Origin of the sequence: Micromonospora arida (genome assembly GCF_042873195.1) — a bacterium.
Taxonomy (GTDB): domain Bacteria; phylum Actinomycetota; class Actinomycetes; order Mycobacteriales; family Micromonosporaceae; genus Micromonospora; species Micromonospora arida.
The window spans coordinates 536,344-560,083 of record NZ_JBIALC010000002.1 but is presented as its reverse complement, the minus strand read 5'-3'; the positions used below and the strand labels follow the sequence as shown (position 1 = coordinate 560,083).

Annotated in this window: 19 protein-coding genes; 14 read left to right on the top strand and 5 right to left on the bottom strand. The window is 70.7% G+C overall.

Features of this window, described 5'->3' with window-relative positions; all coding sequences use genetic code 11:
* Positions 1 to 47: 47 nt before the first annotated feature.
* The 5 genes from ACFYP0_RS09265 to ACFYP0_RS09245 all read left to right on the top strand — a co-directional run bounded on the left by ACFYP0_RS09265 (position 48) and on the right by ACFYP0_RS09245 (position 7,065).
* Positions 48 to 1,217, top strand: a complete 1,170-nt coding sequence (locus ACFYP0_RS09265; protein WP_386995213.1) for an ATP-grasp domain-containing protein — start codon at positions 48 to 50, stop codon at positions 1,215 to 1,217.
* Complete coding sequence (locus ACFYP0_RS09260; RefSeq protein ID WP_386995211.1) at positions 1,214 to 2,842, top strand: IucA/IucC family protein; 1,629 nt, start codon at positions 1,214 to 1,216, stop codon at positions 2,840 to 2,842. The genes ACFYP0_RS09265 and ACFYP0_RS09260 overlap by 4 nt, the downstream gene beginning before the upstream one ends.
* A complete protein-coding gene (locus ACFYP0_RS09255; RefSeq protein ID WP_386995208.1) occupies positions 2,839 to 4,437 on the top strand; it encodes an IucA/IucC family protein in 1,599 nt (532 codons plus the stop codon). Before ACFYP0_RS09260 ends, ACFYP0_RS09255 begins: the two co-directional genes overlap by 4 nt.
* Positions 4,434 to 5,579, top strand: coding sequence for an alanine racemase (locus ACFYP0_RS09250; protein WP_386995206.1), 1,146 nt, complete (start codon positions 4,434 to 4,436; stop codon positions 5,577 to 5,579). The genes ACFYP0_RS09255 and ACFYP0_RS09250 overlap by 4 nt, the downstream gene beginning before the upstream one ends.
* A 211-nt stretch (positions 5,580 to 5,790) precedes the next feature.
* A complete protein-coding gene (locus ACFYP0_RS09245) occupies positions 5,791 to 7,065 on the top strand; it encodes a cellulose binding domain-containing protein (protein WP_386995204.1) in 1,275 nt (424 codons plus the stop codon).
* A gap of 99 nt (positions 7,066 to 7,164) precedes the next feature.
* Here ACFYP0_RS09245 and ACFYP0_RS09240 read toward each other — a convergent pair whose 3' ends face one another.
* Complete coding sequence (locus ACFYP0_RS09240) at positions 7,165 to 7,599, bottom strand: SRPBCC family protein (RefSeq protein ID WP_124861479.1); 435 nt, start codon at positions 7,597 to 7,599, stop codon at positions 7,165 to 7,167.
* 19 nt (positions 7,600 to 7,618) lie between these two features.
* On the bottom strand, positions 7,619 to 9,082 hold the full coding sequence (locus tag ACFYP0_RS09235) for a multicopper oxidase family protein (protein ID WP_124861476.1): 1,464 nt from the start codon (positions 9,080 to 9,082) through the stop codon (positions 7,619 to 7,621).
* A gap of 331 nt (positions 9,083 to 9,413) precedes the next feature.
* Here ACFYP0_RS09235 and ACFYP0_RS09230 point away from each other — a divergent pair, with 331 nt between their 5' ends.
* From ACFYP0_RS09230 to ACFYP0_RS09220, 3 genes are all read left to right on the top strand, one after another.
* Positions 9,414 to 10,490 carry a sensor histidine kinase gene (locus tag ACFYP0_RS09230; RefSeq protein WP_386995201.1) on the top strand — a complete coding sequence of 359 codons (1,077 nt, stop codon included), beginning with the start codon at positions 9,414 to 9,416 and terminating at the stop codon, positions 10,488 to 10,490.
* Positions 10,487 to 11,164 carry a response regulator gene (locus ACFYP0_RS09225; protein WP_386995198.1) on the top strand — a complete coding sequence of 226 codons (678 nt, stop codon included), beginning with the start codon at positions 10,487 to 10,489 and terminating at the stop codon, positions 11,162 to 11,164. The genes ACFYP0_RS09230 and ACFYP0_RS09225 overlap by 4 nt, the downstream gene beginning before the upstream one ends.
* 65 nt (positions 11,165 to 11,229) lie before the next feature.
* A complete protein-coding gene (locus tag ACFYP0_RS09220; RefSeq protein ID WP_112581719.1) occupies positions 11,230 to 11,796 on the top strand; it encodes a PadR family transcriptional regulator in 567 nt (188 codons plus the stop codon).
* A 52-nt stretch (positions 11,797 to 11,848) separates the two neighbouring features.
* Here ACFYP0_RS09220 and ACFYP0_RS09215 read toward each other — a convergent pair whose 3' ends face one another.
* Together ACFYP0_RS09215 and ACFYP0_RS09210 are read right to left on the bottom strand one after the other, a co-directional pair.
* On the bottom strand, positions 11,849 to 13,546 hold the full coding sequence (locus ACFYP0_RS09215) for an MFS transporter (RefSeq protein ID WP_386995195.1): 1,698 nt from the start codon (positions 13,544 to 13,546) through the stop codon (positions 11,849 to 11,851).
* Positions 13,547 to 13,708: 162 nt separating this feature from the next.
* Entirely contained in the window at positions 13,709 to 15,247 is a 1,539-nt protein-coding gene (locus ACFYP0_RS09210; protein ID WP_386995194.1) for an aminotransferase class III-fold pyridoxal phosphate-dependent enzyme, read from the bottom strand.
* 127 nt (positions 15,248 to 15,374) lie between these two features.
* Between ACFYP0_RS09210 and ACFYP0_RS09205 the strand changes: the two genes are divergently transcribed.
* The 6 genes from ACFYP0_RS09205 to ACFYP0_RS09180 all read left to right on the top strand — a co-directional run bounded on the left by ACFYP0_RS09205 (position 15,375) and on the right by ACFYP0_RS09180 (position 22,475).
* Positions 15,375 to 16,400 carry a methyltransferase gene (locus ACFYP0_RS09205; RefSeq protein ID WP_386995192.1) on the top strand — a complete coding sequence of 342 codons (1,026 nt, stop codon included), beginning with the start codon at positions 15,375 to 15,377 and terminating at the stop codon, positions 16,398 to 16,400.
* An 82-nt stretch (positions 16,401 to 16,482) separates the two neighbouring features.
* On the top strand, positions 16,483 to 17,601 hold the full coding sequence (locus ACFYP0_RS09200) for a sensor histidine kinase (RefSeq protein ID WP_386995190.1): 1,119 nt from the start codon (positions 16,483 to 16,485) through the stop codon (positions 17,599 to 17,601).
* Positions 17,598 to 18,257: a response regulator gene (locus ACFYP0_RS09195; protein WP_112581714.1), complete on the top strand. Its 660-nt coding sequence runs from the start codon at positions 17,598 to 17,600 to the stop codon at positions 18,255 to 18,257. The genes ACFYP0_RS09200 and ACFYP0_RS09195 overlap by 4 nt, the downstream gene beginning before the upstream one ends.
* 105 nt (positions 18,258 to 18,362) lie before the next feature.
* Positions 18,363 to 20,438 (top strand): multicopper oxidase family protein, encoded by a 2,076-nt coding sequence (locus ACFYP0_RS09190; RefSeq protein ID WP_386995187.1) that lies wholly within the window; start codon positions 18,363 to 18,365, stop codon positions 20,436 to 20,438.
* A gap of 88 nt (positions 20,439 to 20,526) precedes the next feature.
* Entirely contained in the window at positions 20,527 to 21,648 is a 1,122-nt protein-coding gene (locus ACFYP0_RS09185; RefSeq protein WP_386995184.1) for a ScyD/ScyE family protein, read from the top strand.
* Positions 21,649 to 21,776: 128 nt separating this feature from the next.
* Positions 21,777 to 22,475, top strand: coding sequence for a response regulator (locus ACFYP0_RS09180; protein WP_386995182.1), 699 nt, complete (start codon positions 21,777 to 21,779; stop codon positions 22,473 to 22,475).
* A gap of 16 nt (positions 22,476 to 22,491) precedes the next feature.
* Here ACFYP0_RS09180 and metK read toward each other — a convergent pair whose 3' ends face one another.
* Positions 22,492 to 23,679 carry a methionine adenosyltransferase gene (metK, locus tag ACFYP0_RS09175; RefSeq protein WP_386995180.1) on the bottom strand — a complete coding sequence of 396 codons (1,188 nt, stop codon included), beginning with the start codon at positions 23,677 to 23,679 and terminating at the stop codon, positions 22,492 to 22,494.
* Positions 23,680 to 23,740: the final 61 nt, after the last annotated feature.

The following is a 23,740-nucleotide window of genomic DNA, read 5'->3' as shown; positions in this document are numbered from 1 at the left end:
GGGTAGGCTACCCTAATAGTTTCATTGTGGTAGTCGACGGAGGCGGTATGCGGCTCTACCTGACCGCGCTCAACCCCACCGACGCCGTCCTGGACGGGTTCCTCCCGGCGGCGGCGTCGCTCGGGCTGTCGGCGACCGTGCTGACCGACCGGCCGGCCGAATGGCCGGCGGACGTGCGGGTTGCCCGTTGCGCGGTCCGCGACCCGGCCGCGGTGGTCGCGGCGGCGGCATCCACCCGAGCGGCGGCGCTACTGTCCAACAGCGACCATCTCCAGGAGGCCACCGCGATCGCCGCCCGAAAGCTCGGCCTGCCCGGCAAGGACCCGGACGCCGCCCGTCTCTGCAAGGACAAGGCCGCAGCCCGCCGGGCGATCGCCGCTGCGGGCCTCGAGCTGGTACGCACCGTCACCGTCGGCCCCGGCGCCACGCCGGACGTGCCGACCGGGATGTTCCCGGCGGTGGTCAAACCCCGCGAGGGGGTGGCCAGTGAGGACGCGTACCTGGTGGCCGACCACGCCGAGCTGGCCGCCCGGGTCGCCGAGATCCGTGGTCGGCGGCCGGACGTGGCACTGGTGGTCGAGGAGTACCTCGCCGGCGAGCTGCGGACCTTCGAGACCCTCGGCGACGGCACCGAACTGGCCTCCCTCGGTGGGTGGCGCACCGGCCTCGGTCCACCACCGACCTTCACCGAGGAGAGCCTCGCCTGGTCGCCCCCGGCGGAGCAGGCGCGCACCCGACTGCGGGCGCGGCTCGACGCGCTCGGGGTCGGCTTCGGCGCCTGCCACACCGAGTACGTCGTCTCCGACGGCCAGGTCCGGCTGATCGAGGTGAACTACCGTCTCATCGGCGACCGGATGGACCTGATCCTCGCCGAACTGCTCGGTGTGCCGTTGTTCGAGTACGTCATCCGGCTGCACCTCGGCGAGCCGCTGACCGCCCTCGGCCTGCCCGACACGGTCGACCGTTACGCCCAGGTCGAGTACGTCTGCGCGGACCGGTCCGGCCGTCTCGTCGCCGCACCGGGCCCCCTCGACACCGTCCACGGCGACGTCCGGCTGGGCTGCCGTCCGCTGCGCGAGATGGGCCGCACCGCCGAGCACACCGGCACGAACCGCGACTACCTTGCCGTGTTGCACGGGATCGGCCCCGACGAGGGCAGCGTCCGGCAGTCGCTGGCCGCCCTCCGGAGCGATCTCGAGTGGACCATCGTCGAGTGAGCGACGACTGCGAGCGGGAGGTCTTCGCCCGGGTGCTCGACGCCCTGCTGCGCGAGGATCACCTCGGTCTGCTCAGCGCCGGCCGAGCGGACGGACCCGACTGGTGGCAGGTGCCACGCCCCGCTGGCCTGCTGCGCATTCCGGTCCGGGCGGACGGGTTCCAGCAGGCCCTGCGCAGCGCCGCGCCGATGGTGCTGCTGGTGACCCGCGCCGGCGAAACGCAGCGCACGGAGACGCTGGACGGACTGTTGACGCTGCTCGCCCCGCACGACAACGCCGAGGCCGAGGCCGGCTGGCGGGCCTTCGGCGTCGAGTGCCACGCCGACCTGCGGGCCCGGCGGCTAGCCGCCCGCAACCGGGCACGGGTGCTCACCGAGGTGGCGGCCGAACGCGTGCACACCCCGACCGGCCTGCCGGCGGCGGTCCTGGACGACGTGCTCGCCGCCCACCACGGCCACCCCGTCTACCCCACCGACCGGTGCCGGCACGGTCTGCGCGACGACGAACTGCTCCGGTACGCCCCGGAGCACGCCCCACGTTTCGCGCTGCGCTGGTACGCCGCCCCGGCCGACGACGTCCGACTCGCGGGCGAGCTGCCAGCATGGTGGCCGCGCGCACCGCGACCGGATCAGCTGCTGCTGCCAGCGCATCCGATCACCGTGGCCCGCGACGCGCTCCCGGTGGTCGACCTGCCGGTGACCCCGGTGCGACCCACCCTCTCCATGCGGACGGTGGCGCTCGACCACGACCCGTACCTGCATCTCAAACTGCCGCTGCCGACCGCGAGTCTCGGCGCGCGCAACCGCCGCACGCTGCAACCGGGCTCGCTCGCCGACGGCGCGGCCGTCGCCGCACTGCTCGACCGGATCGCCGCCGCCGAACCCGACTTCGCCGGTCGGATCCGGCACACCGACGAGAGCACCTGGGCGCACGTCGACGGCGACGAGCGGCGCGGTTTCCTGCTGCGCCGATTTCCGCGCGACCTGGCCGGCGTCCAGGTGGTGCCGGTCGCGGCCCTCGCCGCCGCCGACCCGGTGGCGGGCACGGTCCTCGAACGGATCAGCCCGCAGCGGCCCGTGGCGCTGCTGGAGTCCTACCTGGACCTGCTGCTCGACTGGCACGTCTTCCTCTGGCTACGCCACGGGATCGCCCTGGAGGCGCACCCGCAGAACATCCACCTGCTGGTGCACCCGGATGGCACTGTCGGCCTGCTCTACAAGGACAACGACGGCGCCCGGCTCGACCCACGACACGACGGCCCGAACGGGCTCGCCCTGTACGACGACCGGATGTGGGCGCGCGACCCGCACGAGTTGGCCGACGTGTTCATCACCATCACCCTGCACCTGGCCGCCGCCGCGCCCCTGATCGCCCTGGCCGCCCGGGGACTGCCCGTGCCGACACCCGCCGAGGCGCTGGTGCCCCGGCTCGACACCGCCCGCGACCGATGGGGCGACGGACCGACGGCGCGGACGTTCACCGAGCGGGTCCTGCACGCCACCCGGTTGCCCATCAAGGCGATGCTCACCGCCGGCACCCTGCTACCCAAACAGCGGCTGGGCTGCGCCGACATCAACAAGTACTACCTGCGTACCGGCCCGAACTACCTCCGGGAGACACGATGACGAGCGCGCAGTTGCGCTCCCGGCCGGCCACCGACTCCGGTCAGCGCGCCGACCTGGCCGCCGCCCACGCCGTCTTCGGCTGCCTGCTGCGCGAGCTGGCCCCGCCGGACGGCACCCCGCCCGTGGTCGACGGTGCCGTCCGGCTGCTGCTGCGGCACCTCGACGTCACAGTGCGTTGCGAGGTCGCGCGAGCCTCGCCGCTCGGCGCGCACCGCTACACCGGCCCGGTCCAACGCAGTACCGGCGGCGGACGGTGGGAAGACCTGGACGCGGACGGGTTGGCCGCCCTCGTCGCGGCGGAGCTGACCACCCGTACCGGCCTGGTCAACGACGAGTTCGCCGAGCAGGTCCGGGCCAGCCGGGACACCGTGGCCCGGCTGCTGGCCGACCGACCGGCCGAGGATCCGACCCCCACCGGTGAGCCCGCCATCGACGCGTACGTCGACTCCGAGCAGTCGCTGGTCTTCGGCCACCCGCACCACCCCACCCCGAAGTGGCGCAGCGGTGACCCGAACAGTTGGCGGGCGTACGCGCCGGAGCTGCGCACCGCGTTCCGGCTGCACTGGCTGGCCGTGCCGGACGACCTGATCGCCGACGCCGGGCCGTTCGATCCGCTGGTGGCCGCGCTCGACCCGCCACGGCCCCCGCGCGGGCACCGCGTCCTGCCGGTGCACCCCTGGCAGCTGTCGCTGATCCCGCCCACCCACCCACGGCTGCGCGACCTGGGTGCGGCCGGTGTGCCGGTACGACCCACGGCGAGCGTCCGTACCCTCTACGCCCCCGAGGCCGACCTGTTCGTGAAGACCAGCCTGCACGTGCGGATCACCAACTGCCTGCGCAAGAACGCCCGCTACGAACTCACCGGCGCGGTGGCGCTGACCGACCTGCTGGCCCGGGTGCCGCTGCCGGACGGGGTGGGGCTGCTCGCCGAGCCCGCCTACCGCACGGTCGACGTCCCCGGCCCGGACGAGGCGTACGGAACGATCCTGCGCGGCGGTCTGCGCCCGCACCTGCGTCCCGGCGACACCCCGGTGCTGGCGGCGGCGCTGGCCGCAACGCCGCTGGTGACACCGGATCCGGTGGCCTGGTGGCGCGCGTACGTCGGCCTGCTGGTGCCGGCGGTGCTGCGCAGCTGGCTCAGCCACGGTGTCGTGCACGAGGCGCACCTGCAGAACGTGGTCGTCGTGCTCGACCGGGATCGCCGTCCGGTACGCATGCTGCTGCGCGACCTGGAGGGGGTGAAGCTGGACACCGATCGGTGGAGCGCCTGGCCAGACGGCGTCCCGGCGCAGGTCCGCTACGGTCCCCGGGCCGCCCACCGCCGGATCGTCTACTGCCTGTTCGTCAACCATCTCGGTGGGATCAGCGGGGCCCTCGCCGACGCCCGGCCGGGAATCGAACGGCGGCTGTGGCAGGACCTGCGCGCCGTCGTCGAGGCGGTGGCCGCCGACCTCGGTGAGCCGGCGGAGCTGCGCGCGCTGCTGACCGGGGAGCCGCTGCTGGCCAAGGCGAACCTGCTGGTCCGGTGGCGGCGCGACGCCGACCGGGCCGCACCGTTCGTGCCGGTGCCCAACCCGATGGGTGGGCCCCGATGACCCGACCGGTCTACGTCCACGACCTCGACGCGCTGGCCAGGCAGGCCCGAGCCATCCGGGCGGCGCTGCCCCGGCCGGTCGAGCTGCTCTACGCGGTCAAGGCCAACCCGGATGCCGGTGTGCTGCGAACCCTCGCCCCGATCGTCGACGGGTTCGAGGCCGCCAGCCGGGGTGAGCTGCGCAGGCTGGCCGAGGTGCTGCCGGGACGGGCGCCGGCCGCGTACGCCGGGCCGGGAAAGACCGATGAGGACCTCGCCGCCGCTCTCGCCGCCGGGGTGCACCGCATCCACGTCGAGTCGCCCAGCGAACTGGCGCGGCTCGGCGCGCTGGCGACCGCGGCGGGACGGTCGGCCCAGGTGCTGCTGCGGGTGAACCTGCCGGTCGACGCGCCGGGCGCGAGCCTGGTCATGGGCGGTGGACCGAGCCCGTTCGGCATGGACCCGGCCGACGCGGTCACGTGCGCCCGCCGTCCGCCGGCCGGCATCGACGTACGCGGAATCCACGCCCACCTGGCCAGCGGACTGGACGCACCGCTCGCCGCGACCGTCGCCGCCGCCGTGGTCGGCTGGGCTGCGGCCGAGGTCGACGCGGCCGAGGTCGACGTCGGCGGCGGCATGACCGTCGACTACACCGACCCCGACGCGCGGTTCGACTGGGAGGGCTACGGCCAGGCCCTGGCGGACGTCCTCGACAGGCACCCGGGCGTGCGGATGCGCATCGAGCCGGGCCGGTCGGTCACCGCCTACTGCGGGGCGTACCTCACCGAGGTCGTCGACGTGAAGCGCTCCTACGGCGAGTGGTTCGTGGTGGTGGCCGGCGGGACGCACCACCTGCGGACTCCCGCGGCGAAGGGGCACGCGCAGCCGTTCACCGTGCACCCGCGACACGATGCCGGCGGCCCCCGCACCGACGGCGGGCCGGTCACCGTGGTCGGGCAACTCTGCACTCCGAAGGACGTGCTGTCCCGTTCGGCCACTGCGGGGCCGATCGGCGTGGGTGACGTGCTGGCCTTCGCCATGGCCGGGGCGTACGCCTGGAACATCAGCCACCGTGACTTCCTGCTGCACGAGCCCCCGCACTTCCGCACCGGTGACCTGCACAAAGTGGCCGCCGAGTGGGCGGCCCGGCCGCTCGGGACGTGAGCCGGAGAGGCTGGATCGGCTCGGCATGTTATCGATAACATGCTATCTTCTCCCCGGGAGTGAAGGGCACGCTCCCGGTCACCCGAGCCAGCCGGCGAAGACGCGCCGAGGGGCCCACCCCTCCCGCCGCCTTCCCGGTCGGTGACCAGTCCGGGCCCCCGTCGATGCCAGGCGACCATGGTTGGTCGCCGAACGGCAAGGAGCCCAAGCAATGCTGAGACGTAGGTTCTTCCTCCCATCCATCGCGGCCGCGGCGCTTCTCCTCGCGGCCACCACCGGCGGCGTGTTGAGCGGCGGCCTCGGTGCGACGGCGGTGGCCGCCACCAACGGCACCCTCGCGGCGACCGCTGGCTGCGGCAAGGCCCCCACACTCGCCAGCGGGACGCGGACGATTCAGAGCAGCGGCCAGAGTCGTACGTACAACCTGCGGATCCCGGACGGGTACGACCGGAACCGCCCCTACCGGCTGATTTTCGGCTTCCACTGGTTGAACGGCTCGGCCAACAACGTCACCTCGGCCGGTTACTACGGGCTCCAGCCGCTGTCGAACAACAGCACGATCTTCGTTGCTCCGCAGGGTCTCAACGCCGGCTGGGCCAACACCAACGGTCGGGACCTGACCCTCTTCGACGACATCTCCCGGCAGATCGAGAACGATCTGTGCGTGGACACCACGCAGCGCTTCGCCCTGGGCTGGAGCTACGGCGGGGCGATGAGCTACGCGGTGGCCTGTGCCCGGCCCACGGTCATCCGCGCGGTCACCGTCATCTCCGGTGCGAACCTCAGCGGATGCAACGGGGGCACGCAGCCGGTCGCCTACTTCGGCATCCACGGCATCTACGACAGCGTGCTGAACATTTCCCAGGGTCGGCAACTGCGCGACACGTTCGTGCGAAACAACGGCTGCACCGCGCAGAGCCCGCGTGAGCCGAGCCGGGGCAGCCTCACCCACATCACCACCGCCTACTCGGGTTGCCGGGCCGGCTACCCGGTGCAGTGGGCGGCGTTCGACGGGGACCACACCCCCAGTCCGGTGGACGGGTCGGGCAGCCCCAACGACTCGCGGACCTGGACCTCGGCCGAGATCTGGAGGTTCTTCAGCCAGTTCGAGTCGACCACGCCTCCGACGACCCCACCGCCGACCGACCCGCCGCCGACCACCCCGCCGCCGACCGGGGAGCCCGGCACCTGCGCTGCCACCTACCGGACGATCAACACCTGGCCCGGCGGCTTCCAGGCTGAGGTGACAGTGGCCAACAACTCCACCGCGCCGCTGAACGGCTGGACGGTGGGCCTGACCCTGGCCAGTGGTCAGGCCATCAGCAGTCTCTGGAGCGGCACCAACACGGGCACCACCGGCAGCGTCACCGTCAAGAACGCCGCCTACAACGGCACAGTTGGCCCGAGCGCCTCAACCACCTTCGGGTTCACCGCCACGGGCAACGGTGCCACCGCACCCAGCAACGTCACCTGCACCAGCCCCTGACCGGGGGCAGGATGAGGGCCCGGAGCCAACTGGCTCCGGGCCCGCGGGTGACATCCACTGGCGGCGGTTGCCGCCGGCGCCACCGGCTGCACGCTGCGCTCAGGCTTCGCTCTCCAGCAGGTTGCGAAGGGTGTCGAGGGCGGCGATCTCCTCCTCGAACGTCTTGCCGACGACCGGGCCGAGGAAGCGCGACAGCCCGCTCGGCTGCCACGCCAACTTCAGCGTGAGCCGGGTCCCGCCACCGTCGACCGGGGTGAGCGTGTATTCACCCTGGGTGCGTACGACGCTGCCGGTTGCCTGGAACGCCAGACGGCGACCCGGCTCGAACCCGGTCACCTCGTAGTCGGCCGGGATGCGGCTCCCACCGGGACCCTTGAGTCCCTGTTTGTAGCGAGCGCCGACCCCCTCGCCGGAGACGCGCGCGACGTCGAGAACGTTGGGACGCCAGCGCGCGTCGTTCTCGCCACGGGCGAGAAAGGCGAAGACGACCTCAGGAGTCCGTCCGATCTGCACAGTCTTCTCTGCCGAGGGCACAAGAAACCTTTCTCAGGGGTCAGGGAACGATCTTCATCTGTGCCATCATCCCACTCGCGGAATGGTCGATCATGTGGCAATGGTAGACATATCGGCCAAGATATGGCCCGAATGTCGCCTGGAGTCGGACCGTCTCGCCCGGCCCCACCGAGATGGTGTCCTTCACCCCGGCCTCGCCCGGCGCCGGCGGCTGACCGTTGCGGGCCAGCACCCGGAACTGGACCAGGTGGGGGTGGAAGTTGTGCGGGATGCCGAAGAGCGTGTCGCCGTTCGTCACCGTCCACACCTCGGTCGTGTTGCGTTTGATCTCGGTGTCGACCCGTTCGGCATCGAACTGCTGCCCGTTGATGAGGAACTGGCCGGTCGACGGGTTGAAGTTGAGCGTGAACGCCCGCTCCTTCGTGGCTGCCGGCAGCGCGGGGATGGTGCTCAACCGGTCGGGCACCCGGCTGGTGTCGGCGGCGGCCCGGTTGACGTCGAAGCGCAGCACCGGTCCGGCCACCGCGTCGTCGAGGAAGACCTGGCTGCCGACCGGGAACGCGCCGAAGTCGACGACGATCTCGACCCGCTCGCCGGGCGTCAGGCTCCACGAGCGGATCGGCGTCGGTCCAGCGAGCAGCCCGCCGTCACTCGCGATCTGGGCGACTTCGGCGTCGTTGCCGAGCCGCAGGGTGAACGTGCGGAGGTTGGACGCGTTGACGAAGCGCAGCCGGTACTTGCGGGCGGCCACCGGGAAGTAGGGCTGCGGCTTGCCGTTGACGAGGATGGTGTTGCGGAACTGGAAGTCGTCATGTTCGAAGATCAGGCTCGCGTCGTCGGCGAACCGCGCGTCGCGCAACATGATCGGGATGTCGTAGTTGCCGGTGGGCAACCGAAGTTCGGCCTGGGCTGGGTCGTCGATCAGGAAGAAACCGGCGAGCCCGCGGAACACGTGCTCGGCCTCCATGTGATGGGCATGGTCGTGGTACCAGAGCGTGGCTGCCCGCTGCTTGTTGGGATAGCTGTAGATCCGGCTCTTTCCCGGGTCCAGCACGTCGGTCGGGAACCCGTCGCTGCTCGACGGCGTGTGACCTCCGTGCACGTGCACCGCGGTCGGCATGTCGAGGTGGTTGCTGTGGGCGATGACCGCGAGCCGGCCCGTCTTGACCCGGAACGTCGGGCCGGGAAACAGCCCGTCATAGGTCAACACTTCGGTACGCGTCCCGGGCAGGATCTCCACTTGAGCCTTACGTGTGGAAACGACGTAGAAGTCGGTGTTGGCTACCGAGGCGATGGGCTTCTGCACGGGCGGTATCGGCATCCGGACAGCGAACGGGGCGGCGACGGCAGCGACGTGTGCCGTCTTCCCGTGGCCGGTGTGGGTGCCGTGGGCCGGTGTCGCGGACGGGGTGGAACCGCGGGCCGCTGCCGCCGCGGTGGTCGTGACCAGCGCGGCTGCTCCTGCGGTGGCACCGGCCTTCATGACGTTGCGTCTGCTCACCATTGGTCGCTCCACTCCTGGTGGTCGAGGTCTCGGGTGAACTGTCAGGGAGGCCCCTCGACGCGCCGTCGAAAACTGGTCGCGGCCAAATGTGGATTTCACCTTAAGTTTTGGTGTGACTACCAAAAGCTAAGCTTCGATGCTTCCAACGACGCACGGTGAGACCGTAGACTCGTGCGAGTAGTCGGCCGTGACAACTCGTAGAAGGCCGATCCGATCTGAGTGCTTTGTCGCCCACGACGGGGGAGTCGGCGACACGGCGGGCAGCGGCGCTGGGGAGAGCCGTTCGTGCCCGCACCTGGGGAGCAATAGGGCACACACCGGGGGATCCGCAATGGTTGTTGGAAACGATGCGCTGCGGAGGACCGCTGCCGAGGTTCTCGAACGCAGGCATCAACCGATTCTTGCCGCCTACCGTCAGCGTCTTGCCGCTGCGAGTGACGACTTCGAAGGGGCCGCTGACCTGGTCGACAGCTACACCGCGCAGGCCGATGGCCTGCTCCGGGAGACGATGGCCGAGGTTCGTCGTGAGGCGACCGACCCGCTGTCGACACCGCCGCCGGCGCTGTCCACCGAGGACGTCGATCTTCACCCACGCGAGTGCTTTCGCGCGGTCGTCGCGCTGGCTGACATCGTGCTGGCCGACGCGCTGGAGCAGTTGGTCGGCCAGCCTGACCAGGGCGCGATCCTGGCGCTGGTCGCCGACGCGCTCACCCGTACGACACTGACCCGGCTGGTCGACGCGAGTTCGCGCTATGCCGCCGGCCTGATGAACGAGGTCCACCAGGCGCAGATCGCCGAGCGTTCGCTGATCGCCCGCGAGCTGCACGACCGGCTGGGCCACAGCCTCAGCGCGGCGTACCGCAACCTGGAGGCCCACGAGCTCGCCCAGGAACGACGCCACGACGACGTGGACCGTCGGGTGGTCATCGCCCGGGAGTCGCTCCACGACGCGGTCGGCTATCTGCGTGTGCTCATCGCCGACCTTCGGCTCTCTCAGCCGCTCGGGTCACTCGACGAGGCGCTGGCCAACTTCCTGTCGACGGTCGAGACGGGCGAGACGCGTCTGCACACCGAGATCAACGGCGACGAGTCGTGGGTGCCGCCCGAGGTGCTCGACGAGGTGTTCCTGGTCGTCCGCGAGGCGCTGCGCAACGCGGTGGCCCACGCCGGCGCTCGGGTGATCCATGCGGTCATCGACATCACCCCGCACGAACTGCGGGCGACCGTCACCGACGACGGGGTGGGCTTCGACCTCGCGACGGTGCGCGACGGCTCCGGCCTGCGCGCGATGGCTGAGCGCGCGGCCGTCGTCGGCGGTCGCCTCGCGGTGCGCGCGGCGGGCCACCAGGGCGCTTCGGTCGAGCTCGTCGTGCCGCTGCTCGCCGTCGGGGCGGGGGCCGGCCGGTGACCGTCACGATGATGGAGCCGACCCGCATCGTGCTGGTCGACGACCACGTCGTGGTGCGCGACGGCCTCCGGGAGATCCTCGACGCCCAGCGCGACCTCGTGGTCGTCGGCGAGGCCGGCGACAGCGGCGCCGCGATCAACGAGATCCGAATCCGCCAGCCCGACATCGTGCTGCTCGACGTGCAGATCCCCGGCGACGGGGTGACCACCACGGTCCGCCGGATCCGTGACGTCGCGCCGGCGAGCCGGGTCATCATCCTCAGCATGTTCGACGGCCCGACGCTGTTGCGTGAGTTGCTGACCCTTGGCATCTGCGGCTACCTGCTGAAGAACTCGACGCGCCAGGAGTTGGTGGCGGCGATCCGCAGCGCCCGCGCCGATGACGCGCCGGTGATGCTGGCGGTCTCGCGGGAGAGCCTGACCCAGGTGCAGGGGCCGGTGCACAGCACGCTGTCGGACCGTGAGCGCGAGGTCCTGCAGTTGGTCGGTCAGGCGATGAGCAACGCTCAGATCGCCGGTCGGCTCTGCCTGTCGGAGGCGACGGTCAAGCGCCACCTGCGCAACATCTTCGCCAAGCTCGGTGCGGTGTCCCGGATCGACGCGGTCAACAGGGCCATCGCGGCCTCCCTGATCGTCCTGCCGAGGCTCTGCGTCGACCCGACGTTCCACGGATAGCAGCCCGCTCAAGGATTGCTCTGGGTAACTTGCCCGCAAACGGGCACTCGTGTTGGACTAATGCCGTGAATAGCACTCGCCTGTTCGTGCTCGGAGCGCTCGCGCGCGGTGGCCCCATGCACGGGCACCAGATCCGCCGGGCGGCCCAGGTCGACCGTACCGAGCTGTGGAGCGACGTCAAGCCGGGGTCGCTCTACGGCGCGCTGCACCGAATGCAGGTCGAGGGCGTCATCGAGGCGGTCCGGACCGAGCAGGAGGGCAACCGGCCCGCCCGCACGATCTACGCGCTCACCTCGGCCGGCGCGGCGGAGCTGATCGACCACCGCGACGAGGCGCTGCGCGACACCAAGCTCCGTCACGACCCGGTCGACCTGGCCCTGCAGAACGTGATCGACCTCGGAGAGGACGCGCTGCGCGCGATCATCGTGGCGCGCCGGAAGGCCCTCGCCGAGCAGCTCGACTCGTGGCTCGCGCTCCGAGAGCTGGCGGCGCCGCACATCCGTGGTCTGGAGTGGACTACCTTCCGTCATACCGAGCTCCGACTCCGTACCGAGCTCGCCTGGCACGACGAGCTGCTCGACCAGTTGCCCAAGCTGATGGCCAACCAACCGACCTCGATGACGACCTCGTGACGGTGCCAGCCCCGGCCCCGGTGGCATCTCCGGTGCCGGGGCTGGCGGCTTGTCACTGAGCGGGCTCAGTCTGGGTGGTCACGTTCCAGTCGGGCTTGCTCGCCTCGGCCCAGGGCTCTTCGGGCCGGCGGGGCAGCAGGTAGACGAGAAGGAACGTGAGGATCACGCCGACCAGGACGACGCCGACGGTCCACTGGACCGCCCGGTTGAAGTTGATCTCCAGCGCCGACGTGGCCGCGTTGTCGAAGGCCGCGCCGACCGGACCAGGCGCCGAGTCCGCGCAGCCGGGCGGGGTGGCCGTCGGATCCGACGCGCGCGACTGGCGGATGAAACAGTCGGCGAAGGTGGTCGTCGCCGCGCTCGCCTCGGCCGGCGGCAGGCCGGCCGCCACGAGCGATGCCTGGAGCTCCGGGCTCGCCTTCTCCGCAGCCGTCCCCGAGTAGGAGCCGAGCGTTCCGAAGAGGACGACGCCGGCCACCGCGACGCCGATCGCCTGGCCGAGACGCTGGGCGGTGCCGAGCACACCGCTCGCCGCGCCCGCGTCCTGCCAGGGCACGCCGGCCAGCACGATCTCGACGCTCGGCGCGATCACCAGGCCGGAGCCGAAGCCGGCGAAGAGCAGGGCCGGCAGTAGCTCCAGGCCGGAGCCCCACCAGTGGATCGTGGCGATGATGCCCACCATGCCGACGATCACGATGCCCGCGCCGAGCATCAGGACGCCACGACCGAGCGCCCGGGCGACGTTGTCGGAGATGGCCGCGCCGACCAGTGTGCCGAACGAGAACGGCAGCAGGATCAGGCCCGTCGTCAGGGCGGACTTCTCCAGGCCGATCTGCAGGTGCAGCGAGAGCGCGAAGAGCAGGCCGATGAAGCCCGCGAAGTAGCAGAGGCTGATGCCGACGCCGGCGGAGAACGAGCGGTGCGCGAAGAGGCGCATGCTCACCAGCGGGACCTGGGCGCGTCGGGCGCGGCGCAACTCCCACACCGCGAAGACGGCCAGCGCGGGCAGCGCCGCTGCCATCGAGACGAACGTCCATGCCGGCCAACCCAGGCGCTGGCCCTCGACCAGAGGGACGGCCAGCAGCAGGACGGCGGCCGAGACGAGCAACATGCCGATCACGTCGAGACCACCGCGGCGGCCTCGCGACTCGGGCACCAGGATCAGCGCGGCGACGAACGTGGCCAGGCCGATCGGCACGTTGAGCAGGAATACCGGCCGCCAGTCCCAGCCGTTGAGGTCCCACGCGATCAGCAGGCCGCCGAGGAGCGGGCCGCTGGCGGTCGCGATGCCGCCGATCGCGCCGTAGATCCCGTACGCCTTGCCGGTCTCCTTCGCCGGGAACGTGGTCTGGATCAGCGCCAGCACCGGCGGGTTGAGGATGCCGGCCATCATGCCCTGCACCACCTGGAACGCAATCAGCTGGCCGGGTGTGGCCGCGAGCGCCGACGCCGCCGACGCGAGCGTGAACCCCGCGACGCCGATGAGGAACAGCTTGCGGTGGCCGAAGCGGTCGCCGATCCGGCCGGCGGGGATGAGCAACAGGCCGTAGCCGAGCGCGTAGCCGGCGATGACCCACTCCATGGCCGTGTACGTCGACCGCAGGTCGCGCTGGATCGGCGCGACCGCAACATTGACGATCGTCGTGGCCAGCAGAATCATGAATGCCCCGGCCAGAATGACGGCCAGGATCAGCCATCGGCGCGGATTGGGTGGGGCGGCGCTGCGTACGTCGGTCCAGCTCTCCGTCATCGCGTTCCTCCTGAAGTCGGACGGGGGTCGACAGCGGACCCACCCTTCGACTACACGCCGTCGCGTACGATTAGTCAAGTACGGCTATTTGCGTACGACCTGTACGGCACATGAGGAGGGCCCGGGTCAGGAACTGACCCGGGCCCGGTGACGCAGAGATGGCTACGACCAGTCGGAGGAACCCGAACCCCACTCAGAGGAGCCGGAGCCCCACGCGGACGTCGCCGGCCACGCCAGGTCGAAGGGGAAGTCGTTGGCGCGAAGCTCCAGCGTGCTCTCCAGCACGGCGTCGGTCAGTCGGTCGACGTCGGCATCGCTGTGAGCGCCGCCGGCGAAGAACATCGGCATGCCGAGCGTGTAGATGCCGCGCTTGCGCAGCAGCAGGGTGAGGATGAACGTCGCCGGGTTGAGTGCCCGCGAGTAGACCCGGTAGTCGGTGTAGGAGTCTTCCGGCAGGAACTGGAAGCACCCGATGTAGTCGCCGAACCCCACCATGCGCAGCGGGATCCCCTCGGCCGCCCGGAACGCGGCCAGCCGCGCCTGGACCCGGTCGACCTTGGCCCGCAGATCGGTGTAGTAGGCGGGCCCCTTGTCGCGAAGCAGCTGGAGCGTGGCCAGCGACGCCGCCACCGACAGGTAGTTGCCGGTGTGGCTGCCCTGCAGGCCGGTCTTCTGGCCGAAGTCGGTCCAGGACTGCCCACTGGTCTGCGAGATGTCGAGGATGTCGGCCCGACCACCGATCGCCGACAGGGGCAACCCGAGCCCGCTGATCACCTTGCCGTAGGTGACGAGGTCGGTGGGAATGTCGAACTTCTGCGCGGCGCCGCCGAGCCCCGAACGGAAGCCCGTCAGCACCTCGTCGAGGATGAACGGCACCCCGAGCCGCCGGGCGGCCACCGCCACCTCGCGGATCATCGGGATGGTCGTCTCCTCGAACGGGAACGACGAGGCGGCCGGCTCGGCCAGGATGCAGGCCAACTCGCCCGCGTGGCGCTCGATCAACTCGACCGCGAGCGCTGTGTCGTTGGGCAGGATCAGCAGGTCGCGCGGTTCGGCCGGGGTGACGCCGGCGAACGCCGAGACCAGCGGAATGCCGTCCTTGCCGATGTCCGGGAACGGCACCGCGGGATGCCCGTGATACCAGGGCGCCGTGTTGTGGACGGCCAGGTCGTGGGACCCGTGCAGGGTGCCCTCGAACTTGGCGACCATCCGCCGCCCGGTGTGCGCGCGGCAGAGCCGGATCGCCGACTGGGTGGCGCCCGTACCCGAGTGTTGGAAGGCGAACTTCTCGTTGTGCGGGAGGATCTCCCTCAGCAGCGTCGCCAGCTCCAGCTCCAACGCGTTGGTGTAGCCGTTGCCGGTGCCCTTGCCGAGGTGCTCGCGGACGAAGTCGACGACCGGCGCCGGGTTGTGCCCGTGCAGCGCCTGAGCGCCGTATCCCATGTGGCAGTCGAGGTAGTCGTTGCCGTCGATGTCGGTCAACGTCGATCCGCTCGCGGTGGCCGCGATGACCGGAAACGGCGGTGCCTGGAACGGCCAGAACACGTGCGCGGCGGAATCGACCGCCCTCAGTTGCTCGACGTGCGCGGCCGAGGCACCCTGGCGCGCGCCGATCTCGCCGAACAGCTCGTAGACCCACTTCTGCTGCATGAGGTCCTGAATGACCTCGATCGCTCCGCGCTCCTGGTGGCTGGCGCCCATCGTGTCCCCTTCGCATGGCGGCCGTGACAGGCGCAGCCTGCGCCCGCCCACTCGAACCCGGCTGGAGAACCGGTCGATCGACGCGGCTTCGAGCCGGTCTCGAGCGCCGTCGTCGAAGCTCGCCGCCATGACGGAAAATCGGGTCAATCTCTACTCGCTGACCGACACGATCACGCCGTGGGCAGTGCGGGCCGCGGCGACGCTCGGCCTCGCCGACCTGATCGCCGCGGGCACCACCACGCTCGACGAACTCGCCGCGGCGACGAAGACCAATCCCGACGCGCTGCATCGGCTGCTGCGCTACCTCTCGGTCCGCGGCGTCTTCAAGGAGACCGAGCCGCGGGTGTACGCCCTGACGGAAGCCGCCGAGTTCCTCAAGACCGACCACCCCGCCGCCCAACGTCCCTGGCTCGACGTCGACTCGATGGCCGGCCGGATCGAGGGCACGTTCAGCTCGCTGACCCACTCGATCCGCACCGGCGACGCGGCGTACCCCGTGCGCTACGGCATCGAGTTCTGGGACGACCTGACCACCAACCCCGACCGGGCCACGTCGTTCGGCGCGCTGATGGCCACCCACGCGAGCTACTTCGACCAGGTCGTCCAGGGCTACGACTGGAGCACCGTCAACCACGTCGTCGACGTCGGCGGCGGCACCGGTGCCCTGCTCACCGAGATCCTCAAGGCCCAGCCGCACCTGCGCGGCACCGTGGTCGACCTGCCGGGCGTCGTCGAGCAGGGCCGGGCCCGGTTCGAGGCGGCGGGCATCGCCGACCGCGCCGAGGTCGTCAGCGGGAGCATCTTCGACCCGCTCCCGGCCGGCGCCGACGTCTACATCCTCTCGAACGTTCTGCACGACTGGAACGACAGTGCCGCCGAGAAGATCCTCCAGCGGGCGGCGGACGCGATCGGCACGACCGGAAAGGTGCTGATCGTGCAGATCCTCGTGAAGGACGAGAACGACAACTTCCCCGACGACCCGGCCCGGCTGATGTTCATCACCCAGATGGACCTGCGCCTTCTCTCGCTCATGGCGGGCAAGGCGAGGACTTGGCGCGAGTACGCCGAACTGGGCGAGAAGGCCGGGCTCCAGGTGGCGGGCAGCACGGTGATCCCCACCGGGCAGACCCTGCTCTCGCTCCGCCGCGGCTGAGCCGACGGGCCCCTTGCCGACGGTTTCCGGTTGGTAAGGGGCCCTCGCTAACGGACCGTGCGCGCGTCGTACCGTTGCGGACATGAACCCGGCCATCCGACGAATCGCGATCGATGCCCTCATCGCGATCGTCGTCGCGGCCGTGGTGGCGGTGGCGATCCGGGTCGCCGACGAGCCCGGCGCCCGGCCACCGGACGCGCGCGCCTACGCGATCGGCGCGGTGATCGGGCTGCTGCTGGTCTTCCGGCGCCGTTGGCCGCTGCTGGTGCTGGTCGGCTCGGTCACCGCGCTGATGATCTACTACGCGCTCGAGTACCCGGGCATCCCGCCCGCCCTCCCGCTGGCCGCCGCGCTCTTCTCCGTGGCGGCCGCCGGCCGGTTCACCTGGGCGCTCATCGTCGCCGGGTTCTTCGTCGTCCTTGAGCTGATCATGCGGTACACGCTGCTCGGCGAGGGTTTCTTCCCTTCCCTCTCGGCCACCCTCGAAGAGGGCTCGCTGCTCGCGGCCGTGGTGCTGCTCGCAGAGACGATCCGCACCCGCCGGGTCCGGCTGGCCGAGGCACAGCAGCGCCTCGCCGTGATGCGCCAGGAGCGTCAACACGAGGTCGCCCAGGAGCGGCTCCGAATCGCCCGCGAGGTCCACGACGTACTCGGTCACACGATCGCCGCCATCAGTGTGCAGGCGAGCCTCGCCGACGACATCTTCGACAGCAAGCCGGCCGAGGCGCGGGCCGCGCTGCGGAGCATCCGGGGCGCGGCACGCGACGCCATGCACGAGGTCCGCTCGGCGATCGGCATGCTCCGCGACGCCGGGGAGGTGCCCGATCTGGCCCGCGTCTTCGCGGTCGCCGAACAGGCCGGCGTGAAGGTGCGGTCGGGGATCGCCGGCACCCCGCGCCCGATCCCGCCGGAGGTGGCGCTCTCGGTCTACCGGATCGTGCAGGAGTCGATCACCAACACGGTCAAACACGCCGAAGCGACGACCGTCGACGTCACCATCGCCTACGCGGGCGACGCCGTCACGGTGGAGATCGTCGACGACGGGGTCGGGTCCGGGGCGAGCCAGCGTGGGCACGGCGTGGCCGGAATGCGGGAACGGGCCACGGCCGCCGGCGGGTCGCTCGAGGCCGGGCCCCGGCCGAAGGGCGCTGGGTTCCGAGTGGCCGCGCGGCTGCCGGTCGAGGTGGAGGAGACAGCGTGACGATCCGGATGGTGCTGGCGGACGACCAGACACTCGTGCGGGCCGGCTTCCGGGGCCTGCTCGACCACAGCGACGACCTGGAGGTGGTCGGCGAGGCATCCAACGGCGCCCAGGCTGTCGAGATGGTCGCCGCGACCCGGCCGGACATCGTGCTGATGGACGTGCGAATGCCGGTGCTCGACGGCGTGCGGGCCACGGCCGCGATCGTCGAACGGTTCCCGGCCGTGCGGGTCATCGTCCTGACCACCTTCGAGCTCGACGAGTACGTCTTCGAGGCGCTGCGCGCCGGCGCGAGCGGGTTCCTGCTCAAGGACATCGAGCCCGACGAGCTGCGCCAGGCGGTACGGGTGGTGGCCGGCGGCGACATGTTGATCTCGCCGCGGGTGACGAGCCGGCTGGTGAGCGCGTTCGTCAGCAAGGTCGCGCCGACGCCGGTCGACGGCGGCCGGCTGGCGGTGTTGACCGACCGTGAGCGCGAGGTGATGAGCCTGGTGGCCAGCGGGCTGACGAACGAGGAGATCGGGCGCCGGCTGTCGATGAGCCCGGCCACGGCCCGTACCCACGTCCACCGGGCCATGGTCAAGCTCCGCGTCCGCGACCGCGCGCAACTCGTCGTCCTCGCCTACCAGACGGGGCTCGTCGCGCCCGGCAGCTGACTACGGCACCTGTTTCGCAGGCGGTGCCGGCTACGGCGATCACCGTACGCACCGGCCGTTCCTCAACGGATGCCGTGGGGTGCGCATCCTTCGTATGTTGGCGTCATGTTTGAGGTCGGAGAGAACGCCGATGGGATCCTGGCCGGGGTCCTGTTCCTGATCTGGCTGTCCGCGGCGATCCTCGCCACGCGGCTGGCCTGGCGGCCGACGCCCGAGGCGCTGCGCAAGAGCGCCCGTCGGCTGCTGCGTCTGCTCGTCGCCGCGCTGGTGGTGCTGGTCGTCAAGTGCGTCGCGATCGGGCTGATGCTCGCCGTCGACTGGATCTTTGCCGACAACCGCGTGATCGTGCAGATGCCGCTCCTGCTGCTGCCGATGCTGGCGGTCGTCATCTGGACCCTGCCGGGCCTGCGCGCCCTGGCCAACCGCGACGACGCACCGGTCGACGTCGAGACGCGCTCCGCCGCCGCCGATCCCCGATTCGTCGTGCCGGTCCAGGTGACGGCCGTGGCGACGGTCATTGGCGTCTACTTCGCGTACGTGTCCCGTCCGGTCCCGTCCTACCTCGACGACATCGCGACCCACGCCGCGCCGATCCTGCTGTCGGTGGTGGTGCTGTGGTTCTGGCAGGGGCGACGCCTGCGGGTCGTCACCGCGACCGACTTCGCACGCCGGGGCCGGCGTGCCAGCGCCCTGCGCGCCACCGCACAGGCTGCGGTCGTGGTGCTGGTCGTCGCCGCCGGCATCACCTACGTGGCCCAGAGCAGCAGGCTGCCCGACCGCATGTCCATGACGTCCCACGACAACGTCGACTACGGCGGAGGCCCCTCGATCGGTCACGGTGGTCACGGCGGGACCTCGGTCGACGACCTGCGTGGGCCGCAGACCGGCAAGCCCAACAAGGCCTTCACGCTGACCGCGAAGAACGCAACGGTACGGCTCTCGTCGGGCACCGAGATCAAGGCGCTGACGTACAACGGACAGTCGCCCGGGCCGGAGCTGCGGGTCCGCGAGGGTGACCTCATCGAGGTGACGCTGCACAACGAGATTCCCGACGAGAACGTGACCATCCACTGGCACGGCCTCGACGTCCCCAACGGTGAGGACGGCGTGGCCGGCGCGACGCAGAACGCGGTGGAGCCGGGCGGCAGCTTCACCTACCGGTTCATCGCCGAGCAGGTCGGCACGTTCTGGTACCACACCCACCAGAACCCGCTCGAGGCGATCCGGCGAGGTCTGTTCGGCGCGCTGATCGTCGAGCCGCGCGACGGCCCACCCCCCGGCGAGCGGGACTTCGTCGTGCAGGCCCACGAGTGGCGTACGCCGGACGACAACATCGTCTCGTTCGGCACCAGCGACACGCTGCAACGCCAGGAGGTCGCCCCGGGCACGCCGGTGCGACTGCGTCTGATCAACACCGACAACAACCCGTCCACCGACAGTCGCCCGCGGGCTCTGACGGTCAACGGCACGCCGGTGCGGGTGGCGGCGATCGACGGGGTCGACGTCAACGGTCCGACCCCGCTGACCGACCCGCGGTTCGGGCTGGCGACCGGCGGACGCTACGACGTGACGTTCACGATGCCGGCGGGCCCGGTGCGCCTGACCGACCTCGCCAACCGCGACGGCGGGCTGGTCCTGGCGCCACCGGGTGACACCTCGACGCCGAAGATCGTCGACGACGGGGACCACTTCGACCCGCTCTCGTACGGCTCTGGCGGCTCCCGGCCGTTCGACGCCGGCTCGTCGTACGACCGCTCGTTCACCCAGCTCCTCGACGACCGGCTGTCCTTCTACAACGGGGGGCTCCACCTGGTGCCGATCATCAACGGGCACAGCTTCCCCAACACACCGACGCTCATGGTTCGGATGGACGACGTGGTCAAGGTGCGGATCGTCAACCGCAGCCACCAGAACCACCCGATGCATCTGCACGGCCATCACGCGTTGGTGCTCTCCCGCAACGGGGTCCGCGCGACCGGGTCACCGTGGTGGATCGACAGCCTCGACGTGATCCCCGGTGAGATCTACGAGATCGGCTTCAAGGCGGACAACCCGGGGCTCTGGATGGACCACTGCCACAACCTCGACCACGCGGCCAACGGCATGGTGATGCACCTCGCCTACGAGGGCGTGACATCCCCCTACGAGCTGGGGCGCAGCACCCCCAATCAGCCGGAGTAGGCGAGCCTGTCGAGCCTTCCTCCACCGGGCCTCGAGGCGACGACGGCAGCGTCGTTCGCATCCGAACCCCGCATGCTGAGGAGAACCCATGCTCGACGCGATGCGACGAACGTTGTCGCTGGCCGTGCCGCTGGTACTGGTGGCCGGCATTGCCGCGCCCGCCACTGCGGCCACCTCGACCACTGGGCGACTGACCGTCGTCGCCCGCAACCTCGACAACCCTCGCGGTGTCGCCATCGACCGGGCCGGCATCGTCTACGTCGCCGAGGCCGGGCTCGGCGGCGACGACGTGTGCATCCCCGGCACGTTCGGCACCAACCTCTGCTACGGCTCGACCGGTGCGATCACGGCGGTCCGTCACGGCTGGCAGAAGCGAGTCGTGACGGGTCTGCCGTCGCTGCGGAGCACCGGCGGCGGCTTCTCCGTCTACGGCGCCCACGACCTGGCCTTCGATCGGCAGGGCAAGCTGCTGGTGGCGATGGGCTACAGCACCGACCCGGTCTCGCGCGACCTGCTCGGTGCGGCCGGGGCCACGATGGGGACAATCCTCCGGGTCGAGGGGAAGCGCCGCTGGTCGGTCGTCGGCGACCTCTCCGCCTACGAGGGCCAGAACAACCCCGACGGGGTCATTCCGGAGAGCCAGCCGTACGCCGTGGTCGCCGACGGACGTGACGTCTACGCGCTCGACGCGGCCGCCAACGACGTGCTCAGGATCGACCGCCGTGGCGTGGTCACGGCCGAACACGTGTGGCCACAGGAGCAGGTTCCTGCGCCGCCGGAGTGGGGCCTGCCGCCCGGCTCGACGACGCCGATCCAGTTCGTGCCGACCACCATCACCCGCGGGCCGGACAGCGCCCTCTACATCGGACAGCTGACCGGGCACCCCTTCCCGAACGGCGGCGCCCGGGTGTGGCGGCTGGTGCCCGGGCAGGAGCCGACCATCTTCGCGACCGGCTTCACCAACATCATCGACATCGCGTTCGACAAGCGGGGTCGACTGGTCGTGCTGGAGATCGCGAAGAACGGGCTCAGCTCCGGGGACTCCACCGGTGCGTTGATCCGGGTGGAGCGCGACGGTAGCCACCGGGAGCTGGCGAGCGCCGGCCTGGACTCGCCGATGTCGTTCGCCATCGCATCCGACGGCAGCTTCTACATCGCCAACAAGGGTCTCGGCATCGGCGAGTTGGTTCGTCTGTCCACACGAGACTGACAGAATCGCGCGGCGATCGTGGCGTTCTTCGTGTCGGGAGGACGCCACGATAGCTGTGGCGTCACACGCCCGCGATACGGTGCCAATCGTGTGCACGCTGCGGCGGGGGATGGGGTCTGGGGGTTAGGTTGACGCGGTCCGACGGCGGGTCTTCCGCCGGCGCCACCACCATCCTCATAGTCGACGACCACGCTCTCGTCCGCGAGGGTCTGCGCTGGGTGCTCGAGGTGCACGCCGACCTCGACGTGGTCGACGAGGCGGGCGACTCGGCCACCGCGGTCGCCAAGGCGGCGTCGGAGCGTCCCGACGTGGTCTTGCTCGACGTCGAGATTCCCGGCGACGACCCGGTGGTCACGGTGCGCCGCATCCGTGAGGTGTCGCCCGACAGCGCAGTCGTCATCCTCAGCATGTATGACAGCCCTGACCTGCTGCGCCGTCTGATCGCCGCCGGGGTGCGCGCCTACCTGCTCAAGAGCGTGGGTCGAGAGGAACTGGTCGCCGCGATCCGCAAGGCGCGCGACGGCAGCGGCTCGGTGCTTCTCTCGGTCTCGGGTCAGAGCCTGGTGCAGGTGCAGAACGCGGAGTCCGCCATTCTGTCCCCCGTCGAGCTGGAGATCCTGCAACTCGCGGCCGAGGCGATGACCAATGCCCAGATCGCACGGCGACTCGACCTGACCGAGGCCACTGTGAAGAGCCATCTGCGTCGCATCTTCGCGAAGCTCGGCGCGGTCTCCCGCATCGATGCGGTCAACAAGGCGGTGGCAGCGTCACTGGTGACGCTGCCACACGACCGGTTGGTGCCACGCCCGCGCCGCCCGCCGTTCTAGCGATCGGCGACGTTCCTCAGCAAGCGGCCTTGAGGTCGGCGGCGCGATCCGTGCGCTCCCAGGTCAGGTCCGGGAGTTCACGGCCGAAGTGGCCGTAGGCGGCCGTCTGCTGGTAGATCGGACGCAGGAGGTCCAGGTCGCGGATGATCGCCGCCGGGCGCAGGTCGAAGACCTCGCCGATCGCCTTCTCGATCCGGTCGAGCGGCACCGTCTCCGTCCCGAACGTCTCCACGAACAGGCTCACCGGGTGGGCCTTGCCGATCGCGTAGGCCACCTGCGCCTCGCACCGTTCGGCCAGGCCCGCGGCCACCACGTTCTTCGCCACCCACCGCATCGCGTACGCCGCCGAGCGGTCGACCTTCGACGGGTCCTTGCCCGAGAACGCGCCACCACCGTGCCGGGCGTACCCGCCGTAGGTGTCGACGATGATCTTCCGTCCGGTCAGGCCGGCGTCACCCATCGGGCCACCGATCTCGAACCGGCCAGTCGGGTTGACCAGCAGCCGGTAACCCTCGGTGTCGAGGTCGAGCGCCTCCAGCTCCGGCGTGATCACGTGGTCACGGATGTCGGGGGCGAGCAGTTCGTCGAGGGAGATGTGGGCGGCGTGCTGCGTGGAGACCACGACGGTGTCGAGCCGGACCGGCCGCAGGCCGTCGTACTCGACGGTCACCTGGGTCTTGCCGTCCGGCCGCAGGTAGGGCACCGTGCCGTCCTTGCGGACGGCGGCCAGCCGATGGGCCAGCCGATGGGCCAGCGCGATAGGCAGCGGCATCAGCTCCGGCGTCTCCGAGCAGGCGAAGCCGAACATCATGCCCTGGTCCCCGGCGCCCTGGGCGTCGAGCCCACCGCCGGACGAACCGTCGCGCAGCTCGATCGCCGTGTCGACGCCCTGCGCGATGTCGGGCGACTGGGCGCCGATCGAGATGCTGACGCCGCAGGAGGCGCCGTCGAAGCCCTTCTTCGACGAGTCGTACCCGATGCCCAGGACCGTTTCCCGCACGATGCGCGGGATGTCGGCGTAGGCCTGCGTGGTGACCTCGCCCGCGACGTGGACCTGGCCGGTGGTGATCAGGCTTTCGACGGCGACCCGGCTGTGCGGGTCCTGCGCCAGTAACGCGTCGAGGATCCCGTCGCTGATCTGATCGGCGATCTTGTCGGGATGACCTTCGGTGACCGACTCGGAGGTGAAGAGGCGGTGCGACATGTGTGACTCCTAACCCGAGGGGCGTGGGGGCCCGGCGAGTCTTCCCGCCCCTGGTGGAGGT